The following is a 20,051-nucleotide window of genomic DNA, read 5'->3' as shown; positions in this document are numbered from 1 at the left end:
AGGTCGGAGCCCCGCCAGTCACGCCCACTCCCTTGAGACGAGGTGCCGATCAAGCGTTTCCGCATCGGCCACTACCTGAAGACGAGCCTCTGGACCATCCCGCTGCTCTTTATTCTTGGTGGGGTCGCGATATCTCTCATCACCACGTCGATCGATGACGGGACGCTGGTCCCGGAGAGCATCAGTGGTGACACCACCGCAGCCCTCCAGATCCTCTATCTGATTTCTTTCGCCATGCTGACCCTCACCGGTCTGGTGCTGTCGCTGCTGATGGTGATGGTCCAACTCGCGATGGGCGTGTTCTCCCCGCGTATTGTGAGGCAGATTCTGCAGGACCGGCCGAGCCAGTGTGCGATCGGGCTGTTCGCTGGGACGTTCGCCCACTCGATTCTGTCCATGCGCTCGGTGAAGACCACCGCAGACGGCGGGACCGTGCCCGGTCTGGCGGTTGTCGTGGCAATGGTCCTGGTCTTGGGTTGCATCGGCACCCTGGTCTGGTATTTGAACCATATCGGGCAGTCGCTGCGGACCGCGGCCCTGGTCGGGTGGGTGGCCAGAGGCACCATGAAAACCCTCGACCATGTCTACCCGGACCCTGGCACTGAAACGGACCTTGATCCAGAACTGATTGTTACTCCGAGCGCCGGAGTGATGTTCGCCGTGGACCACAAGAAACTCGTCACCCTCGCCGGTCGCGCCGAATGCCAACTGGAGTTGCTGTGGGCGGTCGGGGACTACATTCCCACGGGTTCCGCTCTCTTCCGGATTGTCGGTGAGCAGGGTGCGCTCTCGCGGTCCGGCGTCGTGAGGGCAGTGGCGATCGGCCCGGAACGCACCATGAACCAGGACGTTGCTTACGGCCTCCGAATGCTGGTGGACATCGCCATTCGTTCGCTGTCCTCGGGGCCTTTCGAAGACCCCACCACAGCGGTTCAGGCCATCGATCGGATCCACGACATCCTGCGGCAAATCAGCCGCCGCCCGCTGCATTCAGGGCATTACGACGACGACGGCGGTACCCTCCGGCTGACGGTCCCCACCATGCTGTGGGACGGCTACGTGCGGCTCGGGTTCGACGAAATCCGGATCGCAGGGTCGGGCTCCCCCCAGGTGGCCAGACGGCTGCGGCTGGCCCTGGACGACCTGATGGCGGTGACCCCCGCCGACCGGCAGCTGCCGTTGAAGTACCAGCGGGAGCTGCTTGATGGCAGCGCCCGCGCCGCAGCCTCGTCGAAGGCGGACGGAAAAGCGGCACTGGTACCAGACGCGTCCGGAATCGGTTCCGCGGCAGACCTCGTGACCGCTCCCCACGAAGATCGCCGCTGAAGCAGGCCGGACCAGGCCTGGCGGGCCCGACGGTGGCAGACTTTGGGGATGTCCTCCTTCCGCGCCCAACTCGACATCCTGGGTCTTCTCCCAGGGCATGCACCCGAAGCCGTCATGGAGTCAGCGGAGGCCGCCCTTGGTGCCGCCCACCTGGTGGAGGCCAAGCAACTCGATGTGGTGGCAGGGGTCCCCCGGATCACCCTGCGTTTCCTGGTGGAGGAAACCGACTACGAGACCGGCGCCAAACAGGCCGTGCAGGCTGCGGTGAAGATGCGCCATGCCGTCGAACGGGTCGCTACTGTCGGGCCGTTACGGGTTCTCCGTCGTCGAAGAAATCGATGGGAGGGACTGTAGCCATCTGGCGCGCCCGCAGCTCGCGCCGGTAGGCATGGTCCACCCGGTGGCGCCGCGACCCGGCGGAAATGATCAGCAGGAAAGCCCCCAGCCCGGCGGCGAACGCGACCGGGATGGACTGGGGGTCACCGAGCAGCCGCTCGGGAACGATCAGGACCAGACCCCAGACGACGGCCAGCGCGACGGCGATCCGGCCCCGATCGGTCATGCAGACGGCCATCGCGGCGAGGGTCAGCAGGATTACCCCGATGAGCGCCCACCGCTGAGCGCCGAACTCCAACCAGTCAACGCCCAGGGTGGTCAGCACCGCAGCGGTATGTACGGTCGCGGTGACGCCGGTCCAACCGAGGAAGAGGCCCAGCGGTATGTCCACGAGGAGGCCTTCCGGCCGGGTCTGCGCCGGGTAGTGGTTGAGCCAGCGGAGGGAAGCCAGCAACGTGGCCAGGAGCAGGAAGATCAGCACCAGGCTCATCGCGGGCATGCCCCGCTGAACGGCCACCGCCCAGCCGAGCGTCACCAGGAGGGCAACCACCACTGCCCACCCGAGCCCCCGGTGCCGGGGGCTCCGCTGGTGGGCGGGCAGCCACTGGTGGATGGTGTACCCGATCAGTCCCACACCGATCAGCAGCCACGCATAGGCTGCCGGTGCGGCCGGCGAGACCAGGGTGGCGGCAGGATCAAAGGTCCCCAAAGAGGCCTCACGGAGGTCCGGTCCACCGAAGGCGCCAGCTACCTCGGCCGTCCCCAGGACGGCGCCGATCGTCACCACGGTGACGACGATCCGCCGCACCAAATCCGGGTCCCAGGAGCCAATGTGTCGAATCACCGACGACCCACCCGCCGCCGCACGGGAAGCCGTCACCCGGACCGCCGCCGTCGTCGACCCGGTGGGTTTCTTGCCGGCAGGCTTCGGCACTGGAGGTGCCGGTGCTCCCGGCTTCGTTCCTGCCGGTGAGGTGCGGGCTGACGTGGCGGGTGGTGGTCCCGGGTAGGAGCTGCCGGGTCCGGCGTCGTCAGAAGGAGCCGCGGGGCCGGTATTCTTCGGCCGCGCGGCACGGAGCCGCTCCAGCACGGGAGAAGGCGTCTCCGATGGCGCCTCGGATCCGTTGGAGTCTGGGGTCCCTGCAGGCAACCTAGTCGGTTTGGCTGGCAGCCGGGGGGTGGGCGGCGTCGGGGTGCTCATCGGTTGTCTTACCCTTCCGGCGTTGCTTGAGCGCGAGGAATGCAGCAATTACAAGTCCCACCAGAGTACCTACCCCCATTCCGAGGAGGGCACTCACCCACAACGGGAAGCCCGTGGTGGCATCGGTGACATACCCCAACATCACCAACCAGCAGGACCATAGAATACCGCCGACGGCGGCGCACGCGAGAAACGGCCGCAGCGGAAGGTCGGCGATCCCGGCCGCTGCCACGCCCGCGGTCCGGCCCGCGGGAAGGAATCTGAGGGCGATGAGACCGGCGTAGGTGGGAGACTTGCCTGCCTTTTCCACTGCCGTGCGGATGCTGCGGTGAATGGCGCGGCCCCACCTGAACTTGTCCAGCCACAAGGTCAACCGGTTGCGGAAGAGCAGATACAGGATGATGTCGCCCAGCCAGCTTCCGAGCGTGGCTGTCAGCAGGGCGATGGGGAGGAGCAGTGTCCCTTCGGACGCCATGGTGCCCGAGGCGATCACCAGGAACTCCGAGGGCACGGCGGGGATGAACACGTCGACGACTACGACTATGAAAGTCAGGGGATGGAACAGCGGCGACCATGCTCCGAGATCGGTGAGATCCACTTTTCCAATCTACAGGGGACCGGTGGGGTGAGGTCTAGGGGGTGGAACGGCTCCTAGCCGAAGTCCTGCAGGCTCAACCGGCTGTCGAAGCGCCGTTCGGCGCCGCTGAGCGGGTCGGTGAAAGCGATACTTTTGGCAACGAGTTGCAGTGGCTTGCTGTAGTCGTCGGGGGCCTGGGGGAGCAGCACCGGGTAGAAGGGGTCGTTCACGATCCCCAGTCCAAGACCGGCCATGTGCAGGCGCAACTGGTGGGTCTTCCCGGTGTGGGGGGTGAGGCGGTAGCGGCCGCGGCCATTGCGGTCCTCCACCAGGTGCACCAGGGTTTCCGTGTTGGGTTCCCCGTCCACCTCCTGGGCGAGGAGGTACGTGCGGCTCTTGACGATGCGGCTGCGGACCACCCGCGGCTGCGCCATCAGGTCCAGGCAGGGGTCCACGGGGGCGGCAGCCTCATACTCCTTGGAGATGAGCCGGTTCTCGAAGAGCAACTGATAGTTTCCGCGGGTCGCCGGGTTGGTGGAGAAGAGCAGAATGCCGGCCGTCAGCCGGTCGAGCCGGTGCATGGGGATCAGGTCGGGCAGGTCCAGTAGGACGCGGAGCCGGACCAGCGCGGATTCCGCGACGTACCGGCCGCCCGGCGTGGTGGGCAGGAAATGCGGCTTGTCGACCACCAGCAGGTTTTCGTCCTGGTGCAGTATGCCCACCTCGACCGGGAGCCGCTCCTCGACCGGCAACTCCCGGTAATACCAGACGAAGGTGTGCTCGGTGAGGGGCGTGGTCCGGGTGAGCCGCTCCCCGTTCAGGGCGACCACCTCACCGCGGTCGAACCGGGTGGCGATGCCTTCGGGATCGACGTGGTCCCAGCGGTCCAGAATGTAGTCGAGCGCGGTCCCCCAGGGGCCCTCAGAGGGCAGGCGCAACCGGGTGGCGTTGACACCGTTGCGGACGGGAAGGGGGGATTGCATCACCTATCTAGGGTACGCGTGTGCGGTCCCCGGGCTGCCCGGTCTTAGTTGCACCCCACAATCCGGTACAGCGACGCCTCCCCTTCGCGGTCCACCAGCTCAAAGCCGCCCGCCAGGGAGAGGTCAGTCAGGCCGGCGAAGGGAACCACCTGCCCGCCGTGCACGGAAGCCGTCCCGAAGTCCAGCACAAACGCTGTGTTGGTGCTGCGCACCGCGTCGCAGACCGAAGGGTTCAGCCGCATGGTGTCGAGATAGCCGAAGACGGTGCGGGCCTCCTCGGTGGCGGGATTGGTGCCGTAGGGGAGCAGCGACTGCCGGCCGGCGAAGGCGTAGGACAGCGAGGCGCCGGTCAAGGGGTTACCCGCGATCACCGCATCGGCTGGGACCTGCTCCGGGAGCCGTTCCAGCAGCGTCAGCTCATCGATGGTCAGCAGCCGGGAATCCTCGGTGTACCGGTAATGGAAGGCTGCCTCACTGACTGCGCGCTGTACCGCGAAGAGCGGTGCGACCGCCAGGCCGATCACCACGAGGACCGCCGACGCCGCCGGGAGGAACCACGCGGGCTCGGGGCTGCCCCGCCGGGCGCGTAGGCTCTGCAGACCCAGGATCAGTGTCTGGGCCAGTGCGACCCCGCCGATACTGGCCACCAGGATCCCCGCCGGCGCGAGCATGGCGCTGATCCGGAAGTAATCGTTGTACCAGACGCCCGCGACAATCCACCGCAGGGTGGGGGCTTCCTGCCAGCTGCCGAGCACGAACAGCGCGCCAGCCACGAGGTACATGGCGATGACCCACCGATGGCTGCGCAGGTAGAGGACGACGGCGGCACCCACCGCGGTGAGCACCGTGACCAAGAGTGCCACCGGGCGTCCCAACGGGCCGTGGAACAGCACCTCCGAGACGGCTCCTCCGGCGTCGCCCATCTGTGCCCAGTTCTCGGCGCTGCTCCGTGCGGGCCGCACCGTCATCCACAGCACGGCGGTGAGCACCAAAAATGCCGCAGCCCCGGACGCCGCGGCCAGCCGACGTCGGCCGCTGCTGTTCCGGATCCGGGCTAACGCCACCGAAAGGACGGCCGGGGCAGCCAGCGCGAGGAGCCCCAGCAGGGACGAGGGGTGTGCCAGCAGCAGTCCCGGGAGGAGACCCAGGAGCAGCAGGGCACTCCCGGCACGGGTGAGGGACACCTCGGTACCGGCGCGGATCAGCTGGATCACGAGTCCCAGCGCGGCGGGAAGGATGGCGATGGACAGCATGAACGGGTAGACCACGCCGAACTCGAGGAGCAGGTAGGGAAAGGAGCTGTAGGCGGTGGAGAGCACGCCGGCAACCAGGAGGGGAAGCGCACGTTCACCGGTGAGACGGCTGACCAGGAACAGGCAACCGACGCTCCAGATGCCGGTGATCAGCACCAGGTTGGTCACATTGATTGCGGCGGTGAGGGGGATGCCGGCGGTGGCGATCACCAGGGAGACCACGGCGTGCCACCCCGCAGGGTAGAACGTGCCCTCCCGGGTCCCCAGGTACCCCAGGGTCAACGACGACGAATTGCCCGTTTCGGTGATGTACCGCAGGGCATTGAGATGGAAAATGTTGTCGTGGGACTGGGCGATGTTTTCGGGTGCGCCGAACATCCAGAACATCACCGCAGCTACCGGCACCGCAGCAACTGCCCACGCGGTGAACACCAGCCGCCAGCGGGCGGTCGGCTCGGCAGGCATGGGGGGACCATGAATCAGGTGCCCGAACTGTCGGCGCAGGAACCAGAGCGCTCCGGCGACAACCGCTGTGACCGCCAGCACCGGCGGTAGTGACCAGCCCACGCCGGCGAAGGCTGCGACCTCGGCGGACAGCACCACGGCGGTGATGCTGAAAGGCCCGGCGAGGGCCAGCAGGGTCAGCCGTCGCAGACCCAGCGCGGCCCCCCAGGCCAGGCCGGGTCCGAACACGACGGCGAGTGCCACCACGAACGCCGGGAGGGTCGCTGCCCAGCTCATAGGCCCCCTCGGGTGATGGTCGGTGAACTCATTCGGCGGCCGCCGTGCTGGCGGGCTGACAGTACGGGCAGTAATACAGGTCGCGCAGTTCCAGTTCGTTGTCCCCGAGCTGTTCCAGTGTGACCCGGGTGCCGCAGCGCAGGCAACCGCGGTGTTCCCTGCCGTACACCCACAGGGTGTTCCCCCTCAGATTCCCGGTGGTCGCCCGGGTGGACCGTGCCTTGTTGGCCTCCAGAAGTTTCTTCGCCAGCGCCACCATCCGGGGGAGGTCCCTGACTCCCGCCACCGGGGTCAGCGGGTGGACCCCGGCGAGGAAACACAGCTCACACCGATACACGTTCCCGATCCCCGCCAGGTTCCGCTGGTCCAGCAGGGCCAGCCCGATGGGGCGGTCCGGCTGGGTGCGGAGCCGGCGCAGCGCCTCCTCGGGATCCCAGTCCGGGCCCAGCAGGTCCGGACCCAGATACCCCACAGCTTCTTCCTCGGCGGAGCGGGGGAGGACCTTCAGGAAACCCAGTTCAAAACCGACCGCTGCGGAGTCGGGGGTCTCCAGGATGCAGCGCGCCTTGAACGCCGGACGGCGCCACTTGGCCCCCTTGGCGTAGATATGCCACAGGCCCTCCATCTTCAGGTGCGAGTGGATGGTCCACCCGTCCTCGCCGCCCACCCGGATCAGCAGGTGTTTGCCCCGTGCCACCACGTTCTGCACCGTTTCGCCGGTGAAGTCCACCGTCGCGAACTTCGGGACCCGGATATCGCACCGGGTCAGCGTGCGGCCCGCGAGGGCCGCGTTCAGCTCGCGTGCCGCCCGCCAGACGGTATCCCCCTCAGGCACGAATCCTCAGTCCCCGCGGGGTGGAGTAGAAACCCGCAGCGGTCAGCGCGCGGCCCACCTCCGAGTCCAGCACCGGTTCCCCGTTGACCTTCTCGATCGCCATCTTCTCGGCCGCGCCGCGGCGGATGATGGCAACCAGGGCACCGGCCGCGGCGTGCAGCGCTGCCGAATCCTCGGTGAACGCCAGCACCGTCTTCCCGCCCCGCTCGACATACAGGGCCAGGCGCCCGTCCTGCAGAATCACCAGCGCGCCAGCTTTCCGGCCCGGACGGTGCCCGCCATCGGAGGAGGGCCACGCCAGGGCCGCCCCGTAGGGATTGGCCGGGTCCGTTGCCGCGAGGGCGATCGAGGACCGCACGACGCCGGGGTCCTCACCCGGGCGCCGTTCCTGCTGGGCGTCGCCGCCGAACGAGCGGAGCCGGTCAACGGTTGCGGGAACCGCGAACTGGGCGGCGCCGAGGTGTTCGATGAAATACCCGCGCCGGCACCGGCCCATCTCTTCGAGCCGGGCCAGGACTTTGTATTGCAGGCCGAAGCCGCCGGGGGTGCCCTCGCTACCCACCGAGCCGCGGGTGACAACCCCGTACCGGTCCAGGAGCAGCTCGGCGGTGGCGTGCGCGTGGACGGTGGTCTCCGCTTCCACGGGCGGCAGCATGGTCCACCGTCCGGCCGCCATCGGCGGGGTGCTGCGCTGGTAGCCGCGGGCGCCGTCGTCGGCCCCTGACATCCGCAGGGAGGAACCGGTCAGCGATGCCCCGGGGGCACGACCGAGCCGTCCCAGCCGGGAGGATCGCGCGCGGGGTGGGGCGGCACGCTGTTTGTGAGCGGTCTTGCCACCGGCGAGCAGGCTGCGCACCGGAGTGAAGGTGTCGTTGCTGATCCGCCCGGCCCACACCAGTTCCCACAGGGCGTTGACCACCTCGGTGTCATTCAGGGGCGCCGTGGAGTCCAGGGACTCCACGAGCTGCCGGAAGAAATACGCGCCGCCCCGGTTCAGCAGTTCGAGCAGGTTCAGTTGCAGGGCGGAAGGGTCGAACACGGGGTCGGGGCGGAGGGTGAGCGGCGCGTTCTCCGCGAGGTGCAGGGCAATCCACCCGTCGTTGCCGGGCAGGGAACCGTCACCGGACCAGACCACCTCCCCGGTAGCCGTCAGCTCGTCAAGCATCGCCGGAGTGTAGTTGGCCACCCGGGACCCGAGGATCAGCGGTTCCCAGGCGGACGCGGGGATAGGCACCCCTGAAAGCTGGTCGACGACGGTGGCCACACCGTCAAGTCCGCGCAGGGTGGACCCGACATGCTGCCAGGCGGGAAGGAACCTTCCGTAGGCGGCGGGATCCACTGGTTCCACTTCCTGCCGGAGCGCGGCCAGGGAACGGCGGCGGAGCCTGCGGAGCACTTCGACGTCGCACCATTCGCTGGGGGCCGCGGTGTGGGTGGTCTCCGAGGTACTCTCCGGGAGGGAGGCAACCGGGCGGAACTCGCCCTCCACCACCCGGCCGTCGGCGGCGAGGCGTTGCAGGGCGGTCAGCACCACGGCAACACCCAGGCCCAGGCGCTGCGCCGTTTCGACGACGGTGAACGGCCCGTGGGTGCGAGCGTAGCGCCCCACCAGGTCCCCGAGGGGATCCGCGACAGGTTCAATGAACGCGAGCGGAATCCCCATCGGCAACGGGACCCCGAGCGCGTCGCGCAGCCTGGCGGCATCCTCGACCGCGGACCAGCGTTCCTCACCGGCGACGAACACCTGCAGCGCACGGTTGGCCTGCACCAGTTGTGTGAGCAACGGGCCCACCAGGTCGACGGCCGGGGTATCGCCGGATTCTTCGGGAGTTTCGAAGCGCTCGGCCACCTCACGGGTGGTCAGGGGCCCGAGGAGTCTGAGCAGGTCGGCCACCCCCTCAAGCCCACGCACCAGGCGGTCCGGGGCGAGACGCTGCAGTTCGCTTTCCGTGGAGGTGATCACCCCCGGGTCGAGGAGCTCACGCAGTTCGGCCCGTCCCAGAAGCTCGTTGAGCAGGGTGGGGTCCAGGGAGAGGGCGGCTGCCCGCCGTTCGGCCAGGGGCGAGTCCCCCTCGTAGAGGAACGACGCCACGTAGCCGAACAGCATGGAGCGGGCGAAGGGCGACGGCTGGGAGGTGGTGGTCTCCACGATCCGCAGTTCCCGGCGTTCAATGCTCGCGGCAATGTCCTTCAGGGCGGGCAGGTCGTAGACGTCCTGCAGGCATTCACGGACCGTTTCGAGCACGATCGGGAACGTGGGGTACTTCCGGGCGACGTCGAGCAATTGCGCGGAACGCTGCCGCTGCTGCCAGAGCGGGGACCGTTTCCCCGGGTTCTGGCGGGGCAGCAGGAGGGCGCGGGCAGCACACTCGCGGAACCGTGAAGCGAAGAGGGCCGAGCCGCCCACCTCGGTGGTCACAATCCCGTCCAGCTCCTCGGCGTCGAACAGGAACAGCTCCGCACCCGGCGGCTCGTCCTCCATCAGGGGTACCCGCAGCACGATCCCGTCGTCGGAGGCCATCGCCGAGCCGTCCATGCCGTACCGCTGCTCGAGGCGTGCCCCGACGGCGAGCGCCCAGGGGGCATGCACCGGCATGCCAAACGGGCTGTGGAGGATGACCCGCCAGTCGCCGAGCTCGTCATGGAATCGTTCGACCACCAGGGTGCGGTCGTTGGGCACAATTTCGGTGGCCGCCCGCTGCTCGGAGAGGTAGGTCAGGAGGTTGCCCGAGGCCCAGTCGTCCAGGCCGATGGCCTTGCACCGTGCCTGCGCGTCCTCGGGGGAGGCGAGGGACGTTTCTCGGACGAACGCGCCGACCGCGCGGCCCAGTTCCACGGGGCGGCCGAGAGAATCGCCTTTCCAGAACGGCAGCCTGCCCGGCTGCCCGAAGGCGGGGGAGACGAGCACCCGGTCGTGGGTGATGTCCTCGATCCGCCAACTGGTGGCGCCCAGGGCGAACACATCGCCCACCCGGGATTCGTAGACCATCTCCTCGTCGAGTTCACCAACCCGCCGTCCGCCCTGTTTGCCGCCGGTCCCGGGTTCGGCGGAGCCCACCAGGAAGACGCCGAACAGGCCGCGGTCGGGAATGGTCCCGCCGGAGGTGACGGCCAGGCGCTGGGCGCCAGGCCTGCCGGTAATGGTCCCCTCCACCCGGTCCCAGATGATCCGCGGCCGCAGCTCGGCGAACTCGTCCGAGGGGTACCGGCCGGCCAGCAGGTCGAGGGTCGCGTCGAACGCCGAGCGGGGCAGGGTGGCAAACGGTGCGGAGCGGCGGACGACGTCGAACCATTCCTCCACGTCGATGGTGCCCAGGGCTGCGGCTGCCACCGTCTGCTGCGCCAGGATGTCCAGGGGGTTCGCGGGAATGTAGAGGGGCTCGATCTTCCCGGCGAGCATCCGCTCCACGGTGACCGCGGTGTTCACCAGGTCGCCGCGGTGCTTGGGGAAGAGGACACCCTGGGATACCTCACCCACCTGGTGCCCTGCGCGGCCCACCCGTTGCAGGCCGCTGGCCACCGAGTAGGGCGACTCGACCTGGACCACCAGGTCAACGGCACCCATGTCGATGCCCAATTCCAGCGACGACGTTGCCACCACGCAGCGCAACCGCCCGGATTTGAGGTCATCCTCGATCAGCGCCCGCTGGTCTTTGGACACCGACCCGTGATGGGCCCGCGCCAGGAGCGGCTCAGCGCCGTCGGTCTGGCCGGCCTGGCCCATCAGCTGGGCGGGGGGTGCCTGCTCAGTCCACTGACCTGCGGGCCGTCCGGCTGCGGGACCCGATTCGTCGGGTCCCGCAGCCCGCAGGGCTGCCGCTTCCAGCCGCTCGGCATGGATCTCGTTCAGGCGGGCGGTCAGCCGTTCGGCGAGCCGACGGGAGTTGGCGAACACGATCGTCGAGCGGTTCGCCTGGATCAGGTCGACGATCTTCTCCTCGACGTGGGGCCAGATGCTTCCCTGCGGGACGGCCTCGGCGCCGTAGGCGTCGTCGTTGTCAGGCTCATTGCCCCCGTTTTGCGTCGGCGGCCCGCCCAGCTCGGTCATGTCCTCCACCGGCACCGTGACGGTCAGGTCCCACTGCTTTTTCGACGGCGGGGCGACGATTTCCACCGTCGCATTGCCGCCCAGGAAGCGGGCCACCGTTTCCTTCGGTTCCACGGTGGCGGATAGCCCGATCCGCTGCACCGGCTTCTCCAGCAGCGCATCCAGCCGGGCCAGTGACACCGCAAGGTGTGCCCCGCGCTTGGATCCCGCCACTGCGTGGACCTCATCGACGATGACGGTGTCGACGTCGGTGAGGGTTTCCCGCGCCTTGGACGTCAGCATCAGGAACAACGATTCCGGGGTGGTGATCAGGATGTCCGGGGGCCGGGTCAGCAGGGCCCGCCGGTCCGCCTGCGAGGTGTCGCCGGACCGCACCCCCACCGTGATGGACGGCGCGGGCAACCCCAACCGTTTGGCCGTCTGGGTGATCCCGATCATGGGGGCACGCAGATTGCGTTCGACGTCGACGCCGAGGGCCTTCAACGGCGAAATATAGAGGACCTTGGTGCCGCGCTTCTTCGCCGGCACGCCCTTGGTCGCCGGTTTGTCCGTGGCCGGTGTCCCCTTGGCTGGCGGCCCGGAGTCGTCGGTGCCGGCGGCGATGAACTTGTCCAGTGCCCACAGGAACGCCGCCAGGGTTTTGCCGGAGCCGGTGGGTGCGATCACCAGGGCGTTCGACCCCGCCGAGATAGCGTTCCAGGCCCCCTCCTGCGCGGAGGTGGGCGCGGCAAAGGCCCCGGCGAACCACTGATGGGTCGCGGGGGTGAACTTGTTCAGCACCGAGGTCACCGGTTTATCATCTCGCAGCCTGCTGACATTTTGTGACGCTGCGGGCGTAGGCTCCCGCGCCGCGGGCAAATGCGGGGTAGCTTTCAAGGTAGAACGCCCTGCTGCAGGAGGAAAGGCTCGTACATGAGTGGCCAGGTAGGCAACAACTGGGTCCCATTGGCCGGAGTATCGGTGCTCTTTGTGGGTGGTGCTGTCGCGAGCTTGCTTGCGGGTGACAACACCGGGGCCGTGGCCGCCTACTTCGTCGTTGCGACCCTGGTACTGATCCTCGTCGCCGGGCCGTGGCTGGTGCGCAACCCGCCGGCGATCAACGCGAACACGGGCGCCTACCTGGTGCTGGCCGTCGTGTTGGAGCTGGGAGCCCTGCTCGGCGGATCAATCGGGGTGCTGCGTGGTCTTGGCGGGTGGATCGTGCTGGGCCTGGGCCTGGTGGCGTACGGCCTGCTGGAACGTGGCCGGGTCATGGTGACGGCCGGGGTTTTCGCCGTCGTTGCCGGCGTCGTGGCCGTCGTGGCGCACCAGACCTGGCTGACGCTGGCCCTCCAGTTGCTCACCGCCGCTGTCTTCGCCCTCGCGACGGGGCGGCTGCGGCACCTGTTGCTGTCCCAGCGACACGCTACCGAGTCCGTCCCGGCTGCTGCCGCGGGCTAACCCACCCAGCACCGGCCTGCCTGTGCCGGCCGACTACTTTCGGAACGGCGCCCGCGGCACTGCTAACCCGCGGCATTCCTACATGGCAGCCATCGGGCCGATGGTCATCAGGACGATGTCCTCGGCTGCGCAACCAACCGATTCCTGGAGCGCGATCAGGGAATCGGTGGCGCCCGGCGGATAGATGCGCACACCGGTGGTGTCGGTGAGGTTGCAGGCGTCCCCGTAGTTCTGGGCACTCGTCTGCAAGAGGGTGGAGATTGCCGATTGGCCCGGCTCCAGGACCACGGTGGGGACCTCGACGCCGGGTTCCCGGTCAGCGGGGGCGCCCACCTGTGCCTCAGCCGCATCCACGTAGGACACGCCCGGGTAGCCGGTCATGGTGCATTCCGCGTCCGAGGTGTTCGAGAGGATGAGGGTGCGCTCCACCGTCCCGGCGCCGCCCGCACCCATGGGGGTCTCCACCACCGCGGAGAGATCTGCCGCAGTGCACATCCCGGCCTCGGCCGGCTCGGTAGCAGACGGCCCCTCGGAGGCTTCCGCGGTGGGGGTGGCAGAGGTCGCCGGTCCGGGAGAGGCCGACTCGCTTTGTGCTTCGGTGGGCTCCTCCGCCGGCTCTTCAGAGGACTCGGCCGATGTGCTGACCTCGGCCGCGGGCGCAGTGGTGTCCTGGTCGGCGGGGTCTGATGTTCCACAGCCCGCGAGTAAAGCGATGGTGCTCAGGGCCGCGAGGACGGCAGCGGCTTTGGACGAAGTCCGTGTGTGGATACCCATTGACTCACCATCGCCGTTGATCGCCCCTGCGTCAATCGGCCGCGGTACTTCGCAGCCGATTGACGCAGGGATCGTTACGGACAGTTACTTGGTGCTGCGGGTCCGGACCAGGGCCAGTACGCCAGCGACCAGGCCGAGCAGGCCGGCGGCGAGAGCCACCCAGAGGACCGGCTGGTTGGTGGTGGACTCGGTGGCGGAGGCCTGCTCGGCGTCAGCTGCCTCGGCCTCGTCGGCCGCTTCCGTGCTGTGATGTCCACCCTCTTCGGTCTCGGCCGTGGTGACGAAGGACGGAGCGGGGCTCTCGGGCTCCTCCGCGCCTTCCTCGGCGACCTCATCCCAGCTGGACACACTGCCATCAGAGTAGGTCTGGATGGCAGGCAGCGTCACGGTGGTTCCTTCTTCCGGGAGTCGCCCGACTGACAGGGAGAAGATCTGGTATTCGTCGGCCGTGAGCTGGTCTTCCGCACTGTCCGCCGTCCAGATCACCGACAACACACCCTCGGTGACGGTGGCTCCATCGATTTCCACGGGCTCTGGAAGTTCGCCACGGACTACTTCGGCGGTCCAGCCCTCGACTGGCTTTGCCCGGACCGAGGTGAAGGGTGAATCGGTCGGCAACTGGACCTCAATTTTCTCGGTCAGTGCGGTGTCCGACTCGCTGGGCACCGAAAAGTTGAGCTGCGTGTAACCGCCGGCAGTCGTGCTGGCCGGGCTGACGTTCACGTGTGCTGACGCTGTGCCGAGGCCCAGCGCCATGAGGCCGGCAGTGGTGGCGGCGAGCGCGGAGGTGGTGACAGTGCGGCGTGCTGAAGTCTTCATGGAATTGCCTTTCTGGATGCTGTCCGGGCGCATGGCGCTCTCAGGCAGCGAAAAATGGGTGGGGTGATGTGTGCACCCCGGCCGTCCGGTGGATCAGGCGGGGGAAAGAGCTGGGACGGGCCTCAACGGTGGGCCACGCAGCGGCGGAACGTCCCGAAAGGCTCGGGCGGACCGGCGGACGGGGGCGGGCGGAAACAGCGGGATCCGCGGTGCTGGGACGGGGCCGACGACGTCGGGCAGCCTCAACAGTGGGACAAGCCAGGACGCTGCCAGCCGTGCCGCGGCCTCACCCCGTTGCAGCATGAACCCGGTGGCGACGACGGCGAGCGCATGGAGGGCGAGCATCCACACGTCGGTGTGGGCGGAGGCCGCATGGGCGTGCGCGCCGTTGGGGAGGCAGCTGACTGACTGGACGGCGTAGTGCCGGGCCGGTGCGGCGACGCAGGCTGAAGTGGTGGAGGCGAGACTGAACGCAGTGTGCAGGAGCCACTGACCCAGCCCGAGAACCAGAAGGAGGGCGGGTAGCGATAGAGCCTTTTTGGCGATGACAGTCACTGCTAAGAGCGTTGCCGAACCCAGCACGGCAACGATCAACGGGGCGGGGAGATGTCCCCCACCGATCACGTGCGCCCCGGCAGCAAGGGAGAGGACAACCACTGACGTCGCCAGAGAACGGGCCAGGCGGGAGAAAGGCGATGCGCCGTTCATAGTCCCCCTGGATCAAGTGGTTGTCCGCACTTTTACTGCAGCTGTTGGGCTACCCGCCCCACCTAAGAGTATTCGACGCGGTGGGGTGCTCGGCTTGGTGGAACGGGGCTACTCGTGGTGGTAGGGCCGACCGCCGGCAATCTCCTGCGCACGGTAGAGCTGCTCGGCGAGGATCAACCGCACCAGCTGGTGGGGAAACACGAGGGGGGAGAGGGACCACACCAGATTGGCCCGGGCATGCACCGACGGGTCCACGCCATAGGCTCCGCCAATAATCATGACCACCGTGCGGGCGTTATCAATGGGTTGCTGCAGGGTGCGGGCCAGGCCCGGCGAATCCAGGGCCTTGCCCCGTTCGTCGAGCAGGATCACAAAGTCGTCCACTGTGAGTTTCGCCAGCAGCCGCTCGGACTCTTCCCGGCGGGCTGCATCGTTTTCCCGCGACGAGTGGGGGATCAGCTGCCAGCCCAGGTCGAACGGCTTCTTGAGGCGCTTCTCGTACCGCGCGATGCCGTCGCTGACCCACGCCTCGTGCTTCTTGCCGACCGCCAGAATCTTCAGTGCCACAGCCCACACGATACAAGGAGGGGCATGCCCGTGGAGAATGAGGTGATGGCCCACCGACAGCGCGAAACGGCTCGCGTACCGGAAGACAAGACCTGCGTATCCTGCGGGCGACGGATTCAATGGCGGGCCAAGTGGACCTCGAACTGGGACGAGGTGCGCTATTGCTCCGCCGACTGCCGACGCCGCGGGGTGACCCAGATTGATCAGGAGCTGGAAGCCCGGATCCTCACCCTGTTGAGGACGGCATCGAGCATCGGCTCGGCGGACGCCGCCCACGCGGTGGGTGGCGACGGCTGGCGGGACCTTGTCGAGCCCGCGCGGCGAGCAGCCCGGCGGCTGGTGAGCGCCGGCCAGGTCCAGATCATCCAGAACGGGTCAGTGGTCGATCCGTCCACTGCGAAAGGGCCCTTCCGTATCCGTAGGACGCGGTAATTACGCCTGAATTCACGTCAGACATCGAAACGTGTCGATGTCATACAGTATTGTGGCTCCCACGAGGACCACTCACATCACGGGCTTGAAGCTAAGGGCGACACATGACGAATCATTCCGACGAGCGTGCGGACCGCGTGCTTCCTGCTGTGCTGTTCGTGTGCGTCAAGAACGGCGGTAAGTCCCAAATGGCTGCCGGCCTGATGAAGCATGAGGCGGGCGCCCAGGTCCTCGTCTCATCGGCCGGTATCAAGCCGGGTGCGGCAATCAACGCCCTCTCGGCCGAGGTCCTGATTGATCTGGGTATCGATATCAGTAGCGAAAAGCCGACGCTGCTTACCGAAGACAACATGCGTGCCGCGGGACTTGTCGTGGTGTTGGGGACCGAAGCCCAGGTGCCTGCCGTTGACGGGGTTGCAGTGGAGGTGTGGGACACCGACGAGCCCTCACTGCGGGGAATCGAAGGCCGCGACCGGATGGAGTTGGTCCGTGATGACATCCACGCCAGGGTCCGGGATCTCAGGGACCGCCTGCTCCCAGCGGACTAGTACCGGGCCAAACAGGGCGGTCTGTGGGCGGTAGCTGGCGGAGCGGCGTCGTACTTGGTGGGATCCAGTACCGGCATCATCGATCGGTTAACGCGAAAGGCCCTCGAGTCTCTGGTAAACCAGGAGATCGAGGGCCGTTCTGAGTGGCGGTGACGGTGGGATTTGAACCCACGTTGGCTTTCACCAAACAACATTTCGAGTGTTGCACCTTCGGCCGCTCGGACACGTCACCAACGCGTCCACACTACCGGCTGGCGGGCCCAAGCCCCAAAACGGCTAGAGGTCGACGACCTCGTTCTTGCCTGGATCGGCGCGCTCGCCGGTGATCAGGCCCTTGGCGATCTTGAATGCCGAGACGATCTTCGGGGAGTCGAGGGTCCAGTATTCGGCGGTGTCGGCGTCGACCTTGATCAGGGCAACCGATGTGTCGTCCTTGCCGTTCTCGAACCATGGCTCCACCGACGCGCTCCACAGCTCGTCGATCTTCGCTCGGTCCTTGGTCACAGATGCTGTGCCGGTGATCGAGACGTAGCCCTTGCCGCTGCTGACCGAGACGTTTACCTGAGGGTTGGTGCGAATCTCGGCGGTCTTTGGTGACGGGTCCTCGGTGAAGAACCACAGATCGCCGTCGAACTCGGTTTTTTGTACGGCGAGTGGGCGGCTGACCAGCTGGCCCTCACCGTTGATAGTGGTGAGGATCGCGATGTCCGCGTCCTTCAAGACCTTGTGAAGTTCTTTCATGCCATCCTGCTGCGCGTTCATCAAGTGCTCCTTAAACTGTGCGGCTGTACCGGATTTAGTCAGCCTACGCACTACCTTTGTTCAGCGACACCGACTCAGCGGGGAGCGAAATTGATTACCGGCTTGGCGGCCTACCGTTCCCGGCGGTGGGCAGCGAAAAAGCTGCGCAGCAGCTCGGCACATTCATTCTCACGCACCCCAGGGATGACCTCGGTCCAGTGGTTGAGCCGCCGTTCGCGGAGGACGTCGAAAACCGACCCGGAGGCCCCGGCCTTGGGATCCCAGGCCCCGAACACCACGCGGGGAATACGTGCCAAGACGGACGCCCCGGCGCACATGGCGCATGGCTCCAGCGTGACCACCAGGGTGCAGTCATCCAGCCGCCAACTGCCTGTGGCCGCCGCCGCACGCCGCAGGGCCAGCACCTCCGCATGGGCGGTCGGGTCGCCGGACGCCTCCCGCTCGTTCCAGCCGGTGCCCAGTACCGTTCCGTCAGGGCCGACGACGACGGCTCCGATCGGCACGTCAGCCGTCTGTTCGGCCCGCCGGGCAGCGTCGAGGGCGAGGCCCATCCACAGGGAATGGAGTGGGCTGGCTCCGGGGGAGGTTCGAGGCATGTCCCCAATGATACTTTTGAGCTATGCGCGTACTGGTTGTAGATCATCCCCTTGTAGCCCACAAACTCACAGTCCTCCGGGACAAGGACACGGCTTCACCGGTGTTCCGGCAGCTGACGGAGGAGCTGGTCACGTTGCTCGCCTACGAGGCGACCCGCAACGTCCGGGTGGAACCCGTTGAGATTGAAACCCCCGTGACAACAGCCATCGGAACCGGACTCGTGAAGCCCACTCCACTGGTGGTCCCGATTCTCCGCGCTGGCCTGGGCATGCTGGAGGGAATGACCCGTCTGGTCCCCACTGCCGAAGTGGGCTTCCTTGGCATGGCCCGCAACGAGGAAACCCTCGAGGCCATCACCTACGCCGAACGGCTGCCCGATGACCTGACCGGGAGGCAGGTCTTTGTTCTTGATCCGATGCTGGCCACCGGCGGCACCCTGCGTGAAGCCATCAAGTTCCTCTTCAAGCGCGGCGCGGCCGATGTCACCTGCATCTGCCTGCTGGCTGCACCGGAAGGACTTGCAGCCCTGCAGGCAGAACTCGAGGACGCTAACGTCACCATCGTTCTGGCCTCCATTGACGAGAAGCTTAACGAAAACGCCTACATCGTGCCGGGCCTCGGCGACGCTGGCGACCGCCTGTACGGCGTGGTCGGCTAGCTCTTCCCAACGGAGCTCCTCGCCCGGGTTGGGTCGGCAGTGTGTCTCCCAACCGCGGTGGGAGTGATCATTCCTCGCGCGAGCGCTGGCCACTCTGGACGAATAACGCGATTCTGGACGTAGGTGTGGACAAAAGTGATACTCGCAGCAGGCTTAGGGTTGCCCACGAACAGTTTGTCCAGCCCGAATGTGGGCAGCAGTATGCCCAATAATGCTTTGTTACTTGCGCGTAAAGGAATGTGACGTGCAATAATCGGTAACGTGTTTACCCACTCATCGGCATCTCCAGCCGCATTCTCCACAGCAGGCGCCAAGCCTGCCCGTGGGGCGCGCTGGTGTCGAATGCACGCGTAACGGCTCACCCCCACCCGTACGCACTCCTAGTCCAACGGCGGGCTCCATTGAAGCCATCTCGACCGGGCACACCCCCGCATTCGTGCCGTGATGACGGCCATTCACGTAGAGGCAAGCAATATGTCAGTAGCATCTGGATACGTCCACATCTCACTTCGCAACGCTCAGAATCGCGGTACGCTCCAGGCCCGCTCCTACCAGCCGCGGCCGTCCTTTGTTCCCTATGGTGAACTGCCGGCACAGGACCCGCCGACGCCAAAATATCGGCCCCTGCAGGCGGTGCCGGGCTCAGCCGACGGCTCCCACACTGACACGGCACCCACCCCTGTCGTCACCCCGAACGGGATCCCCGGACCGCAATCGGTCAGCGGAGACACCACCGCCCGCGGCTTTGTCCTGTATGTGGCACTCGACGAGGAGACCGCCGCCGCGAACGGAACAACCCTGACCAGGCTGGCGCAGGATGTCCGGGCCCACGTCCGCTCCCTTGTACCGCAGGCCCAAAGTCACGCCGCAGTGGCGCTTGCCCCGGCGGATGCCGTCGGCAGCGATATCGACGTCGTCAGGCAGGCCCTCGGCGATCCGACAGTCACCCGCCGGGCACCTGCGGCCCCCGCCCAGCCGGCCGCGTCGCGTCCGACCGGGGTGCTGATCGATCTGTCCCGCCGTGAGGTCCATCTCGATGGCGACACCCTGAACCTGACTTTCAAAGAGTTCGAGCTCCTCAACTACCTCGTCGAAAATGCGACGCGGACGGTTGGTCGCGAGGAACTCCTTAGCGGGCTGTGGCGCAACGCCGAGGAAGTACCCAACGAGCGAACGATCGACGTCCATATCCGGAGGCTGCGTTCCAAGCTCGGCCGACTAGCCAATACGGTTCGGACGGTTCGCGGCCAGGGCTACCGGTTTTACGAGCATCCCGAAGTAATCGTCTGGGCTGCCCCCGAATACTCCATTTAGGCCGTCAGAGGTTTGGGCTCCGTGGAGGGGTTCCCAACCCGTGGCGTAAATGGTAGCCTTCGGAAATCTTGTCATTGGGACGACTGTTGGGAGTCTGTCGTCCACGTAGATGAGATGAGCCGGGTAACCAGT

Annotated in this window: 19 protein-coding genes and 1 tRNA gene; 7 read left to right on the top strand and 13 right to left on the bottom strand. The window is 67.0% G+C overall.

From position 1 onward, the window contains the following. Positions 1 to 42 precede the first annotated feature (42 nt). Positions 43 to 1,326: a DUF2254 domain-containing protein gene (locus H4V95_RS16750; protein ID WP_209731124.1), complete on the top strand. Its 1,284-nt coding sequence runs from the start codon at positions 43 to 45 to the stop codon at positions 1,324 to 1,326. A 48-nt stretch (positions 1,327 to 1,374) separates the two neighbouring features. Next, a complete protein-coding gene (locus H4V95_RS16745) occupies positions 1,375 to 1,680 on the top strand; it encodes a hypothetical protein (protein ID WP_209731123.1) in 306 nt (101 codons plus the stop codon). Here H4V95_RS16745 and H4V95_RS16740 read toward each other — a convergent pair. From H4V95_RS16740 to H4V95_RS16715, 6 genes are read right to left on the bottom strand one after another with little or no spacing between them, the layout of a single operon-like run. After that, positions 1,622 to 2,863 carry a hypothetical protein gene (locus H4V95_RS16740; protein WP_209731122.1) on the bottom strand — a complete coding sequence of 414 codons (1,242 nt, stop codon included), beginning with the start codon at positions 2,861 to 2,863 and terminating at the stop codon, positions 1,622 to 1,624. The two genes, H4V95_RS16745 and H4V95_RS16740, sit on opposite strands and share 59 nt — an antisense overlap. Further along, positions 2,814 to 3,461, bottom strand: a complete 648-nt coding sequence (locus H4V95_RS16735; protein WP_312884069.1) for a VTT domain-containing protein — start codon at positions 3,459 to 3,461, stop codon at positions 2,814 to 2,816. Before H4V95_RS16735 ends, H4V95_RS16740 begins: the two co-directional genes overlap by 50 nt. Before the next feature lie 53 nt (positions 3,462 to 3,514). Next, complete coding sequence (locus H4V95_RS16730; protein ID WP_209731409.1) at positions 3,515 to 4,423, bottom strand: pseudouridine synthase; 909 nt, start codon at positions 4,421 to 4,423, stop codon at positions 3,515 to 3,517. Positions 4,424 to 4,467: 44 nt separating this feature from the next. After that, positions 4,468 to 6,417, bottom strand: coding sequence for a DUF6541 family protein (locus H4V95_RS16725; RefSeq protein ID WP_209731121.1), 1,950 nt, complete (start codon positions 6,415 to 6,417; stop codon positions 4,468 to 4,470). Positions 6,418 to 6,445: 28 nt separating this feature from the next. Then, a complete protein-coding gene (locus H4V95_RS16720; protein ID WP_209731120.1) occupies positions 6,446 to 7,252 on the bottom strand; it encodes an Fpg/Nei family DNA glycosylase in 807 nt (268 codons plus the stop codon). After that, entirely contained in the window at positions 7,245 to 12,089 is a 4,845-nt protein-coding gene (locus H4V95_RS16715) for an ATP-dependent helicase (protein WP_209731119.1), read from the bottom strand. Before H4V95_RS16715 ends, H4V95_RS16720 begins: the two co-directional genes overlap by 8 nt. A 123-nt stretch (positions 12,090 to 12,212) precedes the next feature. On the opposite strand from H4V95_RS16715, the gene H4V95_RS16710 reads away from it, so the two are divergent. Continuing rightward, positions 12,213 to 12,740, top strand: coding sequence for a hypothetical protein (locus H4V95_RS16710; RefSeq protein WP_209731118.1), 528 nt, complete (start codon positions 12,213 to 12,215; stop codon positions 12,738 to 12,740). A 78-nt stretch (positions 12,741 to 12,818) separates the two neighbouring features. Here H4V95_RS16710 and H4V95_RS16705 read toward each other — a convergent pair whose 3' ends face one another. The 4 genes from H4V95_RS16705 to rlmH form a co-directional block, all read right to left on the bottom strand. Next, positions 12,819 to 13,514 (bottom strand): DUF4232 domain-containing protein, encoded by a 696-nt coding sequence (locus tag H4V95_RS16705; protein ID WP_209731117.1) that lies wholly within the window; start codon positions 13,512 to 13,514, stop codon positions 12,819 to 12,821. Between the two features lie 84 nt (positions 13,515 to 13,598). After that, positions 13,599 to 14,333 carry a YcnI family protein gene (locus H4V95_RS16700; RefSeq protein ID WP_209731116.1) on the bottom strand — a complete coding sequence of 245 codons (735 nt, stop codon included), beginning with the start codon at positions 14,331 to 14,333 and terminating at the stop codon, positions 13,599 to 13,601. Positions 14,334 to 14,426: 93 nt separating this feature from the next. Continuing rightward, positions 14,427 to 15,041 carry a hypothetical protein gene (locus tag H4V95_RS16695; protein WP_209731115.1) on the bottom strand — a complete coding sequence of 205 codons (615 nt, stop codon included), beginning with the start codon at positions 15,039 to 15,041 and terminating at the stop codon, positions 14,427 to 14,429. A gap of 108 nt (positions 15,042 to 15,149) precedes the next feature. Further along, entirely contained in the window at positions 15,150 to 15,608 is a 459-nt protein-coding gene (gene rlmH, locus H4V95_RS16690) for a 23S rRNA (pseudouridine(1915)-N(3))-methyltransferase RlmH (protein ID WP_209731114.1), read from the bottom strand. 24 nt (positions 15,609 to 15,632) lie between these two features. Here rlmH and H4V95_RS16685 point away from each other — a divergent pair, with 24 nt between their 5' ends. Both H4V95_RS16685 and H4V95_RS16680 read left to right on the top strand, forming a co-directional pair. After that, positions 15,633 to 16,040 carry a DUF3253 domain-containing protein gene (locus H4V95_RS16685; protein WP_312884068.1) on the top strand — a complete coding sequence of 136 codons (408 nt, stop codon included), beginning with the start codon at positions 15,633 to 15,635 and terminating at the stop codon, positions 16,038 to 16,040. Between the two features lie 104 nt (positions 16,041 to 16,144). Continuing rightward, complete coding sequence (locus tag H4V95_RS16680; protein WP_209731113.1) at positions 16,145 to 16,588, top strand: low molecular weight phosphatase family protein; 444 nt, start codon at positions 16,145 to 16,147, stop codon at positions 16,586 to 16,588. 144 nt (positions 16,589 to 16,732) lie between these two features. On the opposite strand, the gene H4V95_RS16675 is transcribed toward H4V95_RS16680, so the two are convergent. From H4V95_RS16675 to tadA, 3 genes are all read right to left on the bottom strand, one after another. After that, positions 16,733 to 16,820: transfer RNA gene (locus H4V95_RS16675), tRNA-Ser, on the bottom strand. Positions 16,821 to 16,864: 44 nt separating this feature from the next. Continuing rightward, a complete protein-coding gene (locus tag H4V95_RS16670) occupies positions 16,865 to 17,350 on the bottom strand; it encodes a pyridoxamine 5'-phosphate oxidase family protein (RefSeq protein ID WP_196866407.1) in 486 nt (161 codons plus the stop codon). 110 nt (positions 17,351 to 17,460) lie between these two features. Continuing rightward, positions 17,461 to 17,946, bottom strand: coding sequence for a tRNA adenosine(34) deaminase TadA (gene tadA, locus H4V95_RS16665; protein WP_196866408.1), 486 nt, complete (start codon positions 17,944 to 17,946; stop codon positions 17,461 to 17,463). 23 nt (positions 17,947 to 17,969) lie between these two features. Here tadA and upp point away from each other — a divergent pair, with 23 nt between their 5' ends. Both upp and H4V95_RS16655 read left to right on the top strand, forming a co-directional pair. Further along, positions 17,970 to 18,605, top strand: a complete 636-nt coding sequence (gene upp, locus H4V95_RS16660) for a uracil phosphoribosyltransferase (protein WP_171586171.1) — start codon at positions 17,970 to 17,972, stop codon at positions 18,603 to 18,605. Between the two features lie 474 nt (positions 18,606 to 19,079). Beyond that, positions 19,080 to 19,919, top strand: coding sequence for a winged helix-turn-helix domain-containing protein (locus H4V95_RS16655; RefSeq protein WP_196866410.1), 840 nt, complete (start codon positions 19,080 to 19,082; stop codon positions 19,917 to 19,919). Positions 19,920 to 20,051 lie beyond the last annotated feature (132 nt).

The organism is Arthrobacter sp. CAN_C5, assembly GCF_017875735.1.
Taxonomy (GTDB): Bacteria; Actinomycetota; Actinomycetes; order Actinomycetales; family Micrococcaceae; genus Arthrobacter_D.
The sequence above is the reverse complement of the archived record's forward strand: the minus strand, read 5'-3'. Positions and strand labels throughout refer to the sequence as shown.